Annotated in this window: 10 protein-coding genes; 9 read left to right on the top strand and 1 reads right to left on the bottom strand. The window is 74.1% G+C overall.

All coding sequences use genetic code 11. The features are described 5' to 3' along the window. Window positions 1–59: 59 nt before the first annotated feature. From ACFWIC_RS23055 to ftsY, 3 genes are all read left to right on the top strand, one after another. Window positions 60–263, top strand: coding sequence for a hypothetical protein (locus ACFWIC_RS23055; protein WP_327681011.1), 204 nt, complete (start codon window positions 60–62; stop codon window positions 261–263). A gap of 284 nt (window positions 264–547) precedes the next feature. Further along, entirely contained in the window at window positions 548–4,162 is a 3,615-nt protein-coding gene (smc, locus tag ACFWIC_RS23060) for a chromosome segregation protein SMC (protein WP_380519899.1), read from the top strand. A gap of 46 nt (window positions 4,163–4,208) precedes the next feature. Beyond that, window positions 4,209–5,414 (top strand): signal recognition particle-docking protein FtsY, encoded by a 1,206-nt coding sequence (gene ftsY / locus ACFWIC_RS23065; RefSeq protein ID WP_380519900.1) that lies wholly within the window; start codon window positions 4,209–4,211, stop codon window positions 5,412–5,414. 179 nt (window positions 5,415–5,593) lie between these two features. Here the strand turns inward: ftsY and ACFWIC_RS23070 are convergent, their stop codons facing one another. Further along, window positions 5,594–6,268 carry a bifunctional DNA primase/polymerase gene (locus ACFWIC_RS23070; RefSeq protein ID WP_329882874.1) on the bottom strand — a complete coding sequence of 225 codons (675 nt, stop codon included), beginning with the start codon at window positions 6,266–6,268 and terminating at the stop codon, window positions 5,594–5,596. Window positions 6,269–6,847: 579 nt separating this feature from the next. Between ACFWIC_RS23070 and ACFWIC_RS23075 the strand changes: the two genes are divergently transcribed. From ACFWIC_RS23075 to ACFWIC_RS23100, 6 genes are all read left to right on the top strand, one after another. Then, window positions 6,848–8,302, top strand: a complete 1,455-nt coding sequence (locus ACFWIC_RS23075) for a hypothetical protein (RefSeq protein WP_329882875.1) — start codon at window positions 6,848–6,850, stop codon at window positions 8,300–8,302. Window positions 8,303–8,590: 288 nt separating this feature from the next. Then, the gene (locus tag ACFWIC_RS23080; protein ID WP_329951673.1) at window positions 8,591–9,973 is read left to right on the top strand and encodes an ammonium transporter; all 1,383 of its coding nucleotides are present in this window, start codon (window positions 8,591–8,593) and stop codon (window positions 9,971–9,973) included. Then, window positions 9,973–10,311: a P-II family nitrogen regulator gene (locus tag ACFWIC_RS23085; RefSeq protein WP_327681022.1), complete on the top strand. Its 339-nt coding sequence runs from the start codon at window positions 9,973–9,975 to the stop codon at window positions 10,309–10,311. Before ACFWIC_RS23080 ends, ACFWIC_RS23085 begins: the two co-directional genes overlap by 1 nt. Before the next feature lie 120 nt (window positions 10,312–10,431). Then, on the top strand, window positions 10,432–12,933 hold the full coding sequence (locus ACFWIC_RS23090; protein ID WP_380356896.1) for a [protein-PII] uridylyltransferase: 2,502 nt from the start codon (window positions 10,432–10,434) through the stop codon (window positions 12,931–12,933). Between the two features lie 198 nt (window positions 12,934–13,131). Continuing rightward, complete coding sequence (ffh, locus tag ACFWIC_RS23095; protein WP_329951698.1) at window positions 13,132–14,697, top strand: signal recognition particle protein; 1,566 nt, start codon at window positions 13,132–13,134, stop codon at window positions 14,695–14,697. Window positions 14,698–14,775: 78 nt separating this feature from the next. Next, entirely contained in the window at window positions 14,776–15,306 is a 531-nt protein-coding gene (locus tag ACFWIC_RS23100; RefSeq protein ID WP_329882878.1) for a GNAT family protein, read from the top strand. Window positions 15,307–15,315: the final 9 nt, after the last annotated feature.

Raw genomic sequence — 15,315 nt, forward strand, 5'->3', positions numbered from 1 at the left:
CCTTCCCCCTAGACCTGTTCCGTTCCGGTTCGGTCACTCAGCGTGGAGGACCATTCATCATGGCAAAGGCGCTTCTCGGGTACGTCGGCGGCCCCGACCCGCGAATGCTCTCCGAGATGCGACGGCTGCAGCAGCGCGTTCAGGATCTTGAATCCGAGCTCATTCGGATGCAGGCCGAGAACGACGCTCTCACCGCTGTCGCTGACGAGCACTCGCTGCTCAGCAGCATCGATCTGGACCAGCGGGAGCCGGCTCTCACCTGAGTCCCGCCCGATCCCTCGATCGACGTCGTTGTGCACTGAGCCGCCCCGAAAGGGACGCAGCTTGCAAGGGACGCCCCGCGTGGCGTCCCTTCGTCGTGTCCGGAGCGTTTCGGGACGGCGCCCGGTGGGCCGGGGACCGGCGCCGCGCCCGGCGCGGTGTGGTGGCGGTCCGGTGGCCGGGGCCGGACCGGCCGGCCCGACCGGTGTGTCCGGGCACGATCGCCGCAGGTGCGGGCGGATACAGTCGCCGCAGAGCCCGGTGAGCGATGTGAGGAGACCGGCGCGTGCACCTGAAGAGCCTGACGCTGCGCGGGTTCAAGTCCTTCGCCTCCGCCACCACCCTGCGGTTCGAACCCGGCATCACCTGCGTGGTCGGGCCCAACGGCTCCGGCAAGTCCAACGTCGTCGACGCGCTCTCCTGGGTGATGGGCGAGCAGGGTGCCAAGTCGCTGCGCGGCGGCAAGATGGAGGACGTCATCTTCGCCGGGACCAGCGGGCGCGCCCCGCTCGGCCGCGCCGAGGTCAGCCTCACCATCGACAACTCCGACGGCGCCCTGCCGATCGAGTACGCCGAGGTGACCATCACCCGGACGATGTTCCGCAACGGCGGCAGCGAGTACGCGCTCAACGGCGACACCTGCCGGCTGCTCGACATCCAGGAACTCCTCTCCGACTCCGGCATCGGCCGCGAGATGCACGTCATCGTCGGCCAGGGTCAGCTCGACTCCGTCCTGCACGCCGACCCGATGGGCCGCCGCGCCTTCATCGAGGAGGCGGCCGGCGTCCTCAAGCACCGCAAGCGCAAGGAGAAGGCGCTCCGGAAGCTGGACGCGATGCAGGTCAACCTCAACCGCGTCCAGGACCTGGTGGCCGAACTCCGCCGCCAGCTCGGCCCGCTCGGCCGGCAGGCCCGGATCGCCCGGCGCGCCGCCGGCATCCAGGCCGACCTGCGCGACGCCCGGCTCCGGCTGCTCGCCGACGACCTGCTCGCCCTGCGCCGGGCGGTCGAGGCCGAGATCGCCGACGAACTCGCGCTGCGCCTGCGCCGCTCCACCGTCGAACAGGAACTGGGCCGGGCGATCGGCCGCGAGGCCGTGCTGGAGGCCCAGGTCCAGCAGCTCGGACCGGGCCTGGAGGCGGCCCGGCAGACCTGGTACCTGCTCTCCGCGCTGGCCGAGCGGACCCGCGGCACCATCGGGCTGGCCGAGGCCCGGGCCCGGCACGCGGTGGCCGGCGGACGGACCGAGGAACGGCGCGGACGGGACCCGGAGGAGTCGGAGCAGGAGGCCGAACGGGTCCGCGAGGAGGAGGCCGCGCTGGCCGGGGCGCTGGAGGAGGCCCGGTACGCGCTGGCCGAGGCGGTCGAGACCAAGGGCGAGCTGGAGCGCGACCTCGCCGCCGAGGAACGGCGGCTCAAGGACGCCGCCCGGGCGATCGCCGACCGCCGGGAGGGGCTGGCCCGGCTGCAGGGGCAGGCCGCCGCCGCGCGTTCCAGGGCCGCCGCCGCCGAGGCCGAGACCGGCCGGCTCGCCGAGGCCCGGGACGAGGCGCTGCAGCGTGCCGAGGCCGCCCGGTGCGAGCACGAGGAGCTGGCGTCCCGGGTCGACACCTCGGCCGAGGACGAACGGGCCGACACCGCGCACGAGACCGCCCGGGAGCGGCTCGCCGCCGTCGAGCGGGACCTCGTGGCCGCGCGCGAGGCGGCCGGCGCCGCCGAACGCGAGCGGGCCGGACTGACCGCCCGGCACGAGGCGCTGGCGCTCGGCCTGCGCCGCAAGGACGGCAGCGGCGCGCTGCTGGCCGCGGGCGACCGGCTGGCCGGGCTGCTCGGCCCGGCGGCCGCGCTGCTGCGGATCGCCCCCGGCCACGAGACCGCCCTCGCCGCCGCGTTCGGCGCGGCGGCGGACGCGGTGGCCGTCGACTCGCCCGCCGCGGCGGCCGGCGCGCTCCGGCTGCTGCGCACGGAGGACGCCGGCCGGGCCGCCCTGCTGATCGCCGGCGCGCCCGAACCCGACCGCCCGGTCGGGGAGTTGCCGCCCGGTGCCCGCTGGGCCGCCGAACTCGTCGACGGACCGGCCGGGTTGCTGCCCGCCGTGGGCGAACTGCTCTCCGGCGTCGCGGTGGTCGACTCGCTGGACGACGCCGTCCGCCTGGTCGCCGCGCACCCCGGGGTGGCCGCCGTCACCGCACAGGGCGACCGGCTCGGCGCGGGCTTCGCGCACGGCGGCTCCGGCGGCGCGCCCAGCCTGCTGGAGACCCGGGCGGCGGTGGACGAGACGGCCCGCGCGCTCGGCGAACTCGCCGTCCGCTGCGCCGAGTCGGCCGAACGTCTGGCCGAACTGACCGAGCAGCGGAGCGAGTCGGCGGCCGAACTCGACCGACTCGCCCTCCGGCAGCGGCAGCGGGAACGCGACCGGGCCGAGGTCGCGGGCACACTCGGCCGGCTCGGCGGCCAGGCCCGGGCGGCCGTCGGCGAGGCCGAGCGGCTCACGGCCGCCGCCGTCCGCGCCGAGGACGGGCTCGACCGGCTGCTCGCCACCGCCGAGGAACTGGCCGAACGTCTCGCCGCGGCCGAGGAGTCGGCCGCCGCGGGGGAGGACGAGCCCGATCCCGCCGAGCAGCAGCGGCTGGCAGCCGGCGCGACCGCCGCCCGGCAGGCCGAACTGGAGGCCCGGCTCGCGGTCCGCACCCACGAGGAGCGGGTCCGCGCCCTGGCGGGCCGGGCCGATCAGCTGGAACGGGCCGCCCGCGCCGAGCGCGAGGCGCGCGCCCGGGCGGCCGAGCGCCGCCGACGGGCCGCGCACGACGAGGGCGTCGCGAACGCCGTCGCGGCGGGCGCCCGGCAGCTGGCGGCCTGCCTGGAGGTGTCGCTGGCCCGCGCGGACGCCGGCCGGGCCGCGGTCGAGCAGGCGCGCGCCTCGCGTGAGGCGGAGCTGAGGGAGCACCGCGAACTCGGGCGCGAACTCAAGGACGAGCTGGACAAGTTGGTCGACGCGGGCCACCGGGACGAGGTGCTGCGGGCCGAGAAGCGGCTGCGGATCGAGCAGCTGGAGTCCCGCGCGCTGGAGGAGTTCGGCATCGAGGGGGGCGAACTGCTGGCCTCCTACGGGCCGGACCGGCTCGTCCCGCCGTCCACGCCCGAGGAGGGGCAGGAGCCGGGGGAGGCGCGTCCGTACGTCCGGTCCGAGCAGGAGAAGCGGCTGCGGGCGGCGGAAAAGGCGTACCAGCAGCTCGGCAAGGTCAACCCGCTGGCGCTGGAGGAGTTCGCCGCCCTGGAGGAGCGCCACACCTTCCTCGGCGAGCAGCTCGACGACCTCAAGCGGAGCCGGCGCGACCTGCTCGACATCGTCAAGGACGTCGACCAACGGGTGGAGCAGCTGTTCACCTCCGCCTACCACGACACCGCGGCGCAGTTCGAAGGCGTCTTCTCCCGGCTCTTCCCCGGCGGGGAGGGCCGGCTCGTGCTCACCGACCCCGACTCCATGCTGACCACCGGCGTCGAGGTGGAGGCCCGTCCGCCCGGCAAGAGGGTCAAGCGGCTCTCGCTGCTCTCCGGCGGGGAGCGCTCGCTGACCGCGGTGGCGCTGCTGGTCTCGATCTTCAAGGCCCGGCCCAGCCCGTTCTACGTGATGGACGAGGTGGAGGCCGCGCTGGACGAGAGCAACCTGCGCCGGCTGATCGGGATCATGGAGGAGCTCAGGGAGAGCTCCCAGCTGATCGTGATCACCCACCAGAAGCTGACCATGGAGTCCGCCGACGCCCTGTACGGGGTGACCATGAAGGGGGACGGCATCTCCCAGGTGATCAGCCAGCGCCTGCGCGGGGGGACGACCCCCGGACGCCGGGCCGGCGAAGGGGTCAGGGAACGGCCGGACGCCATCGGTAGCACAACGGTCTAGCCGCCTGCGGTCCGTCCGGGCCCCCGTCACGGATACTGGACGGGTTATGGAATACGTGATTCTTGCCGTAGTCATCGCGGTGGTCGCCGTCGGAGCGATCGCCGGACTCGTCGTTTCCGGCAGACGACGCCAGCAGCTGCCCCCGAAGTCGCAGGCGCCGGTCATCACGGCGCCCCCGACCCCGCGCGAGCCCGCCGTCGGCGAGGAGGCCGCGCCGCCGACCGAGGAGCCCCGTCGCACCGTCGAGGAGGTGGAGCTCCCCGAGGCCGAGGCCGAGGCCGTCCCCGGACCGTCCGTGGCCGAGGAGGTTTCGGCCCTCGACGTCCCCGAGCCCACCGCCGGCCGGCTGGTCCGGCTGCGCTCCCGGCTCTCCCGTTCGCAGAACTCGCTCGGCAAGGGCCTGCTCTCGCTGCTCTCGCGCGAGCACCTCGACGAGGACACCTGGGAGGAGATCGAGGAGACCCTGCTGATCGCCGACGTCGGCGTCGCCCCCACGCAGGAGCTGGTCGAGCGGCTGCGCACCCGGGTGAAGGTGCTCGGCACCCGCACCCCGGACGAGCTGCGCGGGCTGCTCCGCGAGGAGCTGGTCGAGCTGATCGGCAAGGACGCCGACCGCACGGTCCACTCCACCAGGCACGAGGAGGGTCCGGCCGTCGTCCTGGTGGTCGGCGTCAACGGCGTCGGCAAGACCACCACCACCGGCAAGCTGGCCCGGGTGCTGGTCGCCGACGGCCGCACGGTGGTGCTCGGCGCGGCCGACACCTTCCGCGCCGCCGCCGCAGACCAGCTGCAGACCTGGGGCGAGCGGGTCGGCGCGCGCACCGTGCGCGGGCCCGAGGGCGGCGACCCGGCCTCGATCGCGTTCGACGCGGTCAAGGAGGGCATCGCCGAGGGCGTCGACACCGTGCTCGTGGACACCGCGGGCCGGCTGCACACCAAGACCGGCCTGATGGACGAGCTGGGCAAGGTCAAGCGGGTGATCGAGAAGCACGGTCCGGTGGACGAGGTGCTGCTCGTCCTGGACGCCACCACCGGTCAGAACGGGCTCGTCCAGGCCCGTGTCTTCGCCGAGGTGGTCGACATCACCGGCATCGTGCTGACCAAGCTGGACGGCACCGCCAAGGGCGGCATCGTGGTCGCGGTCCAGCGCGAGCTGGGCGTCCCGGTGAAGCTGATCGGGCTCGGCGAGGGTGCGGACGACCTGGCGCCGTTCGAGCCGGGTGCGTTCGTGGACGCGCTGATCGGGGACTGACTCCGGCCCGCCCGGTCCTTCCGAGAAGGGTCCGCTCCGTGAGGGGCGGGCCCTTCGGCGTGTCCGGGTCGTGTCCGGTGACCCCGCTCGCCGCTCCGGCCTGCCGACCGTGGTCCGGGCCGACCGTGGTCCGTGCCGGGCCGGGCCGGCACGTGGTCCGTGCCGGGGCCGGCGGACGATCAGCCGGCCATCCAGGCGGGTTCGGCGGTGCGCTCCCGGCCGCGGTGGCAGGCGTAGGCGAGGGTGCCGAGCAGCAGTCGGGCCTCGGGCGGGCAGCCGGCGTTGTCCCGGGTGGGGCGGCGCAGCCAGCGGACCGGGCCGAGGGCGCCCAGCACGGTGGGCGGGGCGGCGACGAAGCTGCCCTCGCCGTGGCAGGTGAGGTCGAGCGCGGCGTCGTCCCAGCCCATCCGGTACAGCAGGTCCGGCAGCCGGCGGGCGGTGCCGGCCGCGACCAGGAACTGCAGCCGACCGGTGGGTGCGGCGAGGACCGGGCCCACCTGGGTGCCCATCCGTTCCAGCCGGACCAGCGCCTGCAGCCCGGCCTGCTCGGGGACGTCCAGCACGTCGAAGGCGCGGCCGGTGGGGAACAGGACGGAGACGTCCGGGCCGGGGCGGGCGGAGGGTCCGCCGCCGGGTACGGGGTGCAGACCGGGAGCGGCGCAACGCGGGGTGCCGCAGTGGCAGTCGGCCGGGGTGGTGGCTGCGCGGGCCGGCTCGCCGACGACGACGGCCCAGCCCCACCGGCCGGTGTACTCCGCGGCCGCCTGGCCCGCGGTGACGCGGGTGCGGCGGCGCACGCCCAGCGGTGCCAGCCGAAGGTGCCCCAGTCGAAGTTCGCCGAACAGGTTGTCCATGCCTCCCCCAACAGGTTCTCGTCGCCGATGGTTACGGGACGGTGACTTTGTGTTGATTGTCTGGTGCGTGGTGCGTGGTGCGGTGGCGGCGCGCAGCGCGCGGAGTGCGCCTGTTGCGGTGGTGTGCCTCGGGCGCCGCCTTGTGGCGGGCGGCACCGATGCCGGATCGTCGTGCGAGCGGGGTGGGCGTCGATCGGCGCGCACGGCAAACTCGCCTGTGGCTGGGGCGCATTGTCGTGAAGGGCCGGGTGCCGGTGGGGACTTGGCGGCCCGCATATGCCGGACCGTCGGGACTACCTAGTCAAGCGCGTGCCGACTCGGTTCGGTTCACTCCTGGGGGTGGCGAAAGGTGGCGTTTCGCCAGGGCCGCTCCCCCGGACGGTACGCGGGGCATTACGTTCAGCACACGGACCTCGTCGGGGAGTCCGCTCCGGGCGCTGGGGAGCCGGGAGTTGGGGAGCTGACGGTGGGTCCGGCGGCGGTGGCGCCGCAGGTTCGGCACCGGTAAGAGCCCGCAACCGTCGGGCGGTCACGATCGGGGGCCCCGCAGCAGGGGCCGGGCGGGATGGGGACGTTCCCATGGCAGAGAAGCAACCCAACGAGAAGCTGACCACGTGGTTCGCCCGGAGCGGTTGGTCCAAGGGCGAGTTGGCGCGTCAGGTCAACCGACGGGCTCGCCAGATCGGCGCCCACCACGTCTCCACCGACACCTCGCGGGTGCGCCGCTGGCTCGACGGCGAGCAGCCCCGCGAGCCGATCCCGAAGATCATGTCGGAACTGTTCTCCGAGCGCTTCGGCTCCGTGGTCTCCATCGAGGACCTCGGCCTGCGCGCGGCCATCCCGGTCTCCACCGTCGGCGGCGGCGTCGACCTGCCCTGGAGCGCCCCCCAGACCGTCCAGCTGATCAGCGACTACTCGCGCAGCGACCTCATGCTCAACCGGCGGGGCTTCCTGGGCACCTCGCTCGCCCTGACCGCCGGTGCCGCGCTGATCGAGCCGATGCAGCGCTGGCTCGCCCCCGGCCCGAACGGCACGCCCACCCCGATCCTCACCGCCGCCAACGGCGGCGAGCCCTTCACCGGCCGGCTCTCCGAGCCCGAGCTGGAACTGCTGGAGCAGACCACGGTCATGTTCCGGCAGTGGGACGCGCAGAACGGCGGCGGACTGCGCCGCAAGGCCGTGGTCGGCCAGCTCCACGAGGTCACCGACCTGCTCCAGGAGACCTACCCCGAACAGACCACCCGGCGGCTGTTCCGGCTCACCGCCGAGCTGGCCCACCTGGCCGGCTGGATGTCCTACGACGTCGGCATGCACCCCAGCGCGCAGAAGTACTACGTGCTGGCGCTGCACGCCGCGAAGGAGGCCGGCGACCGCCCGTTCGGCGCGCTGATCCTCACCGACATGAGCCGCCAGATGATCCACCTCAACCGGGGCGAGGACGCGCTGGAGCTGATCCACCTCGCCCAGTACGGCAGCCGTGACACCGCCACCCCGCGCCAGCAGTCGCTGCTGTACGCGATGGAGGCGCGCGCCTACGCGACCATCGGCGAGGTGAACCGCTGCGCCCGGGCGGTCCGGCTGGCCGAGGACACCTTCACCGACATCCGCGAGGGCGACGGCGACCCGGACTGGCTGAAGTTCTTCTCGCCGGCCGAGCTGAACGCGGAGAACGCGCACTCCTTCCGCGACCTCGCCTACCACTCCGACCAGTCCGAGCTGTACGCCTCCATGTCCGCGCCCGTGATGGAGCGGGCGGTCGACCTGTTCCGGCAGGACGGCGACCACGTCCGCTCGTACGCCTTCAACCTGATCGGCATGGCCAGCGTGCACCTGCTGCAGAAGGAGCCGGAGCAGGCCGCCGTCTTCGCCGAGCAGGCGGTCGACATCGCCACCAAGGTCCGCTCCGAGCGGCTGAACTCCCGGGTCCGCAAGACCACCGAGGCCGCCGCCGTCCGGTTCCAGGGCGTCGACGCGGTCAGCCGGCTCCAGGAGCGGGTGGTTCAGGACATTCCCGAGTACGTCTCGGTGGTCTGACCCGCCGCTCCCGTCACGCTCCGCCGACCGTACCGGCCGCCGCCGGTACGGTCGGTGGCGTATCCGGCACGCCCCGTGCGGAGCGGCCGTACGGTAACCCGTCCGGCGGTCCGGCGTGGCCGGGGTTCACGCGGGCGTAACCCCGGTGTCGCCCTCGTCACCGCCGCGAAACAACCGGCCGCATCGGCCGAAACCAGCCTTCGGCACTCTCCTTCTCATCGCCGACGCCCCGGGTACACGGGACAGGAAACCCGGGTGCGGAGCGGCTTCCACTCAGAGGAGACGCCGATGCCGGACGGCTTCAGCGCGGGCGACACCGCCTTCGTGCTCATCAGTGCGGCCCTGGTCATGGTGATGACCCCGGGGCTGGCCTTCTTCTACGGAGGGATGGTCCGGGCCAAGAGCACCCTCAACATGCTGGCGATGAGCTTCCTCTCGCTCGGCATCGTCAGCGTGCTCTGGGTCCTCTACGGGTACTCGCTCAGTTTCGGCCCCGACGCGGGCGCCGGACTGATCGGCAACCTGGACTTCCTCGGGATGCGCGGCATCGGCGTCACCGATCTCGCCGGAACGATCCCGGTCACCGCCTTCTCGTCCTTCCAGCTGATGTTCGCCATCATCACCCCGGCCCTGATCAGCGGGGCGATCGCGGACCGCGCCCGGTTCGCGGCCTGGGGCCTGTTCGTCGGACTCTGGGTGACCGTCGTCTACTTCCCGGTCGCGCACTGGGTGTTCTTCTTCGACGGCGGCAACGGCGGCTGGCTCGGCGACCGCAACGGCGTGATCGACTTCGCCGGCGGCACCGCCGTCCACATCAACGCCGGCGTCGCGGGCCTGGCGCTCTGCCTGGTGCTCGGCAAGCGGGTCGGCTTCCGCAAGGACCCGATGCGCCCGCACAGCCTGCCGCTGGTGATGCTCGGCTCCGGGCTGCTCTGGTTCGGCTGGTTCGGCTTCAACGCGGGCTCGGCCCTGGCCGCCAACGGCGTCGCGGCGATGGCCCTGATCAACACCCAGGTCGCCACGGCCGCCGCGCTGGTCGGCTGGCTGATCTACGAGAAGCTGCGGCACGGCGCGTTCACCACGCTGGGCGCCGCCTCCGGCGCGGTGGCCGGTCTGGTCGCCATCACCCCCGCCTGCGGTTCGGTCTCCCCGCTCGGCGCGGTGGCGATCGGCCTGATCGCCGGTGCGGCCTGCGCCGCCGCGATCAGCCTCAAGTACCGCTTCGGCTTCGACGACTCGCTCGACGTGGTCGGTGTGCACGCCGTCGGCGGGGCGATCGGCTCGCTGCTGGTCGGCCTCTTCGCCACCGGCACCGTCGGCCAGACCGCCAAGGGCCTGTTCTACGGCGGCGGGCTGGAGCAGCTCGGCAAGCAGGCGATGGGCGTGGCCGTGGTCGGCGCGTACTCCTTCGTGCTCTCCTGGCTGCTCGCCAAGGCGATCGACCGCACCATCGGCTTCCGGGTCGCCGAGGAGGTCGAGGTCGCCGGCATCGACCAGGCCGAGCACGCCGAGTCCGCGTACGACTTCAGCGCCCTGGGCGCCGGCCTCGCCCGGACCGCGCACGCCCCGGCCGCCTCGGTCGTCGCCGCCGCCCCCGCCGCCGGTGCTCCTGCCGGTGCCGCCCCCGCCGTCGCTCCGAAGAGCACCGAGAAGACCGAGGTCGACGCCTGATGAAGCTCATCACCGCCGTCATCAAGCCCTACCGCCTGGACGAGGTGAAGGCCGCACTGCAGGCCTTCGGCGTGCACGGCCTGACCGTCACCGAGGCCAGCGGCTACGGCCGCCAGCGCGGCCACACCGAGGTCTACCGTGGTGCGGAGTACACCGTGGACCTGGTGCCCAAGGTCAGAATCGAGGTCCTGGTGGAGGACGACGACGCCGACCAGCTGATCGACGTCCTGGTGAAGGCCGCCCGGACCGGCAAGATCGGCGACGGCAAGGTCTGGGCGGTCCCCGTCGACACCGCCGTCCGGGTCCGGACCGGTGAACGCGGCCCCGACGCCCTCTAGGAACGTCCTAGCATTCGGATGATCACGTAGGCGGGCCTGCGACCACCCCCGGTCGCAGGTCCGCTGACGGCGTATCGGCGCCGCTCGCTCCACCCGCACGACCACGGACGGGGACTTCGCATGGCTACCGGAACCGACGACCTCCGCGACGACTCCCACGACGACTCCGGCGGTGGCACCCTCGACCACGTCGCCGCCCGGGCCCGGCTGCTGGCCGCTCCCGGTCCCGGCGGCCGGGACCGGCGCGCCGCGCTGTCCGCGCTCACCGACGACTGGCTGGCCGGCCTGCTGGAGGCGGCCGGAGCCCCCGGCGGCGTCGCCCTGGTCGCGGTCGGCGGCTACGGGCGCGGCGAACTCTCCCCGCGCAGCGACCTCGACGTCCTGCTGCTGCACGAGGGCCCGCTCGACCCGGCGCTGCCCGAGCGCCTCTGGTACCCGGTCTGGGACGCCGGCGCCGCGCTCGACCACTCCGTCCGCACCCCGGCCGAGGCCCGGTCGGTCGCCGCCGCCGACCTCAAGGCGCAGATCGGCCTGCTGGACGCGCGGCACGTGGCCGGCGACCCGGAACTCACCGCCGCACTGCGCTCCGCCGTCCTCGCCGACTGGCGGGCGAGCGCCCCGAAACGCCTGCCCGAACTGCGCGAACTCGGCCGCGAGCGGGCCGAACGGCACGGCGAGCTGTCCTTCCTGCTGGAGCCGGACCTCAAGGAGGCCCGCGGCGGCCTGCGGGACGTGGTCGCGCTCAACGCCGTCGCCGCGACCTGGCTGGCCGACGCGCCCCGGGACGGTCTGGACGCCGCCGCGCTCCGGCTGGCCGACGTCCGCGACGCCCTGCACCTGGTCACCGGCCGGGCCACCGAACGGCTCAGCCTGCAGGACCAGGACCAGGTCGCCGAGCGGCTCGGCGTCCTGGACGCGGACACCCTGCTGCGCCAGGTCTACGAGGCGGCCCGGACCATCGCCTACGCGGGTGACGTCACCTGGCGGGCGGTGGACCGGGTGCTGGCCGGCCGCTCGGCCCGGGGCCGGCGCCCGCACCGGCTCCCCTTCCCGTTCGCCGGCCCGTTCGGCGGGTCCGGGCGCGGTGCGGGCGCGGTGGCCCGGGGCGCGGTCGACCGCCGGCCGCTCGCCGAGGGCGTGGTCGAGCAGGACGGCGAGGCGGTGCTCGCCCAGGGCGCGCGCCCCGCCGCCGACCCGGTGCTGCCGCTGCGCGCCGCGGCGGCAGCCGCCCAGAACGGCCTGACCGTCTCCTACGCGACCGTGCGCAGGCTGGCCGCCGAATGCCGCCCGCTGCCGGTGCCCTGGCCGGACGAGGCGCGCGAGCAGCTCGTCACCCTGCTCGGTGCGGGCGAGGCCTGCCTGCCGGTCTGGGAGGCGCTGGAGGCCGAGGGGCTGATCACCCGGCTGCTGCCGGACTGGGAGCGGGTCCGGTGCCGTCCGCAACGCAACGCGGTGCACCGCTGGACGGTGGACCGGCACCTGGTGGAGACGGCGGTGCGGGCCGCCGCGATGACCCGCCGGGTGGCCCGGCCCGACCTGCTGCTCGTCGCCGCGCTGCTGCACGACATCGGCAAGGGCTGGCCCGGTGACCACAGCGAGGCCGGCGAGGTGATCGTCCGCGACGTGGCGGCCCGGATGGGCTTCGACCCGGAGTCGGTGGAGACCCTCGCGGTGCTGGTCCGCCACCACCTGACCCTGGTGGACACCGCGACCAGGCGGGACCCGGACGACCCGGCGACCGTCGACGCGATCACCAAGGTGGTCACCACCCTGCCGCAGCTGGAACTCCTGCACGCGCTGACCGAGGCCGACGCACTGGCCACCGGCCCGGCCGCGTGGAGCCGCTGGCGGGCCTCGCTGGTGGACGGCCTGGCCGAGCGGGCCGCCGCCCGGCTCGCCGGGGCCCGTCCTCCCGCGGCCTTCGGCCGCGGGTACACCCACCCCGTCGAGGCCGAGCCGACCGCCGAACAGGAGCGGCTCGCCGTGGAGGCGGCCCTGACCGGCGGCCCGGCGCTCTCGCTGCTCGCCCAGGCCGAGGTGGACGAGACGGGGGCCGAGCCGATGGGCGTGCGGCTGCTGCTGGCCGTTCCGGACCGGCCCGGTCTGCTCGGCACCGTGGCCGGGGTGCTCGCGCTGCACCGGCTGGCCGTCCGCTCGGCCGGACTGCGGGAGCTGGACCCGATCGGCGCCGGGCCGGTGCTGCTGCTCTCCTGGACGGTGGCGGCCGAGTTCGGCGAGCTGCCGGAGGCCGCCCGGCTCCGGGCCGACCTGCGCCGGGCGCTGGACGGTTCGCTGGACGTCTCGCGCCGGCTCGCCGAGCGGGACGCCGCGGCGCCGCGCCGGCGGGGCATCCCCACCCCTCCGCCGCTGGTCGCGGTGGCGCCGCCGGTGGCCTCGTCGACGGCGACGGTGCTGGAGGTGCGCGCGCACGACGCGCCGGGGCTGCTGCACCGGATCGGCCGGGCACTGGACGGTGCCGGGGTACGGGTCCGGACGGCGTACGTGTCCACGCTCGGGGCGGACGCCGTCGACGCCTTCTACCTGACCGACGAGGCGGGCCGTCCGCTCGCCGCGCAGCGGGCCGGCGAGGTGGCGGCGGCCGTCCGGGCGGCGCTGGGCTGAGGCTCGGAGGGGGCTTGTCCGGGGCCCGGGAGGGGCACGGGCGGGGCGTGGACGGGGCCGGTCCGGCGCTGGTCCGGCGCTGGTCCGGGGCTCGGGCGGGGCTCGGCGAGCCCGGGTGGAGACCGCTCCCGGGGCGGCCGGATACCCTTGGGGGCGACGACCGTACTGATACCGATGCCGCAGAGGACCCGCGACGACGTGTTCGACACCCTTTCCGATCGCCTCGCAGCGACGTTCAAGAACCTCCGGGGCAAGGGCCGCCTCAGCGAGGCGGACATCGACGCCACCACCCGCGAGATCCGCATCGCGCTGCTGGAGGCGGACGTCGCGCTGCCGGTCGTCCGGGCCTTCATCAAGCAGATCAAGGAGCGCGCGCTCGGCTCCGAGGTCTCCGGTGCGCTGAACCCGGCCCAGCAGATCATCAAGATCGTCAACGAGGAGCTCATCGCCATCCTCGGTGGCGAGACCCGACGGGTGCGGTTCGCCAAGAACGGCCCGACGGTGATCATGCTGGCGGGCCTCCAGGGCGCCGGCAAGACCACGCTCGCGGGCAAGCTCGGCCACTGGCTGAAGCAGCAGAAGCACACCCCGCTGCTGGTCGCCTGCGACCTCCAGCGCCCCAACGCGGTCAACCAGCTGCAGGTCGTCGCCGAGCGCGCCGGTGTCGCGTTCTACGGCCCGCAGCCGGGCAACGGCGTCGGCGACCCGGTCCAGGTGGCGCGGGACTCGATCGAGTACGCCAAGCAGAAGCAGTTCGACGTGGTCGTCGTCGACACCGCCGGCCGCCTCGGCATCGACGCCGAGCTGATGCAGCAGGCCGCCGACATCCGTGCCGCGGTCGACCCGGACGAGGTCCTGTTCGTCGTCGACGCGATGATCGGCCAGGACGCGGTCACCACCGCGCAGGCCTTCCTCGACGGCGTCGACTTCACCGGTGTCGTGCTCTCCAAGCTCGACGGCGACGCCCGTGGCGGTGCCGCGCTCTCGGTCGCGCACGTCACCGGCCGGCAGATCATGTTCGCCTCCAACGGCGAGAAGGTCGACGACTTCGACGCCTTCCACCCGGACCGGATGGCCTCGCGCATCCTGGGCATGGGTGACGTCCTCTCGCTGATCGAGAAGGCCGAGCAGACCTTCTCGCAGGCCGAGGCCGAGAAGATCGCCTCCAAGCTGCAGGGCGGCGGCAAGGACTTCACGCTCGACGACTTCCTGTCCCAGCTGGAGCAGGTCCGCAAGATGGGCTCGATCTCCAAGCTGCTCGGCATGCTGCCGGGCATGGGCCAGATCCGCGAGCAGATCAACAACATCGACGACAAGGACGTCGACCGGGTCGGCGCGATCATCAAGTCGATGACCCCGGCCGAGCGGACCGACCCGAAGATCATCAACGGTTCGCGGCGCGCCCGTATCGCCAAGGGTTCGGGTGTGCAGGTCGGCGAGGTCAACAACCTGGTCGAGCGGTTCTTCGAGGCCCGCAAGATGATGTCCGCGATGGCCTCCGGCAAGGGCATCCCCGGGATGCCGGGCATCCCGGGGATGGGCGGCGGCGCGAAGAAGTCCGCGAAGAAGGCCCCGGCCGCCAAGGGCAAGCGCAAGAGCGGCAACCCGCTGAAGCGCGCGCAGGAGGAGGCCGCGGCCGCCGAGCGGCGCGCGCTCGGCCCCGGCGCGGGCCAGGCGCCCGCCGAGGGCGGTGCGTTCGGCCTCGGCGCGGGCAAGGGCCCGTCCGACTTCGAGCTGCCCAAGGAGTTCAAGGACCTGCTGTAGGCCCTTGTCGTCCGCTTCGACGGCCCGCCGCCCGGAACCTCAGGGCGGCGGGCCGTTCGCATGCCCGATGATGGTCGGATGCGAGTGACGATCAGGGCCCCGCGGTCCGGTGACGAGGTGGCGTACGCCCAGGCGGTCCGGCGGTCCGCCGACCACATCGGGCGGTGGAACCCGGTCGAGCCGGACGGGCTCCCGGACCTGCTGGAACGCCAGGGGCCGGGTCTGCGGACCTTCCTGGTGGTCGACCGGGAGACCGGTGGGCTGGTCGGCAAGGTCAACGTGGCCAACATCGTGATGGGCCGGTTCTGCAACGGCTCGCTCGGCTACGACTCCTACCTGCCGTTCGCCGGCACCGGGAGGATGACGGAGGGCATGCGGCTGGTGCTGGACCGCTGCTTCGCCCCGCAGACGGAGGACGGTCTCGGCCTGCACCGGCTGGAGATCAACGTGCAGCCGGACAACGGGCGCTCGATCGGGCTGGCCAAGCGGCTGGGCTTCCGGCACGAGGGGTTCACCCCCCGGATGCTGTTCCTCCAGGGCGAGTGGCGGGACCACGAGCGGTTCGCGCTGACGGCGGAGGAATGGCCCGGTCCGGGCTCGGAGGGGTAGCCGGTCCGG

This window comes from Kitasatospora sp. NPDC127035, from assembly GCF_042726075.1.
Taxonomy (GTDB): domain Bacteria; phylum Actinomycetota; class Actinomycetes; order Streptomycetales; family Streptomycetaceae; genus Kitasatospora.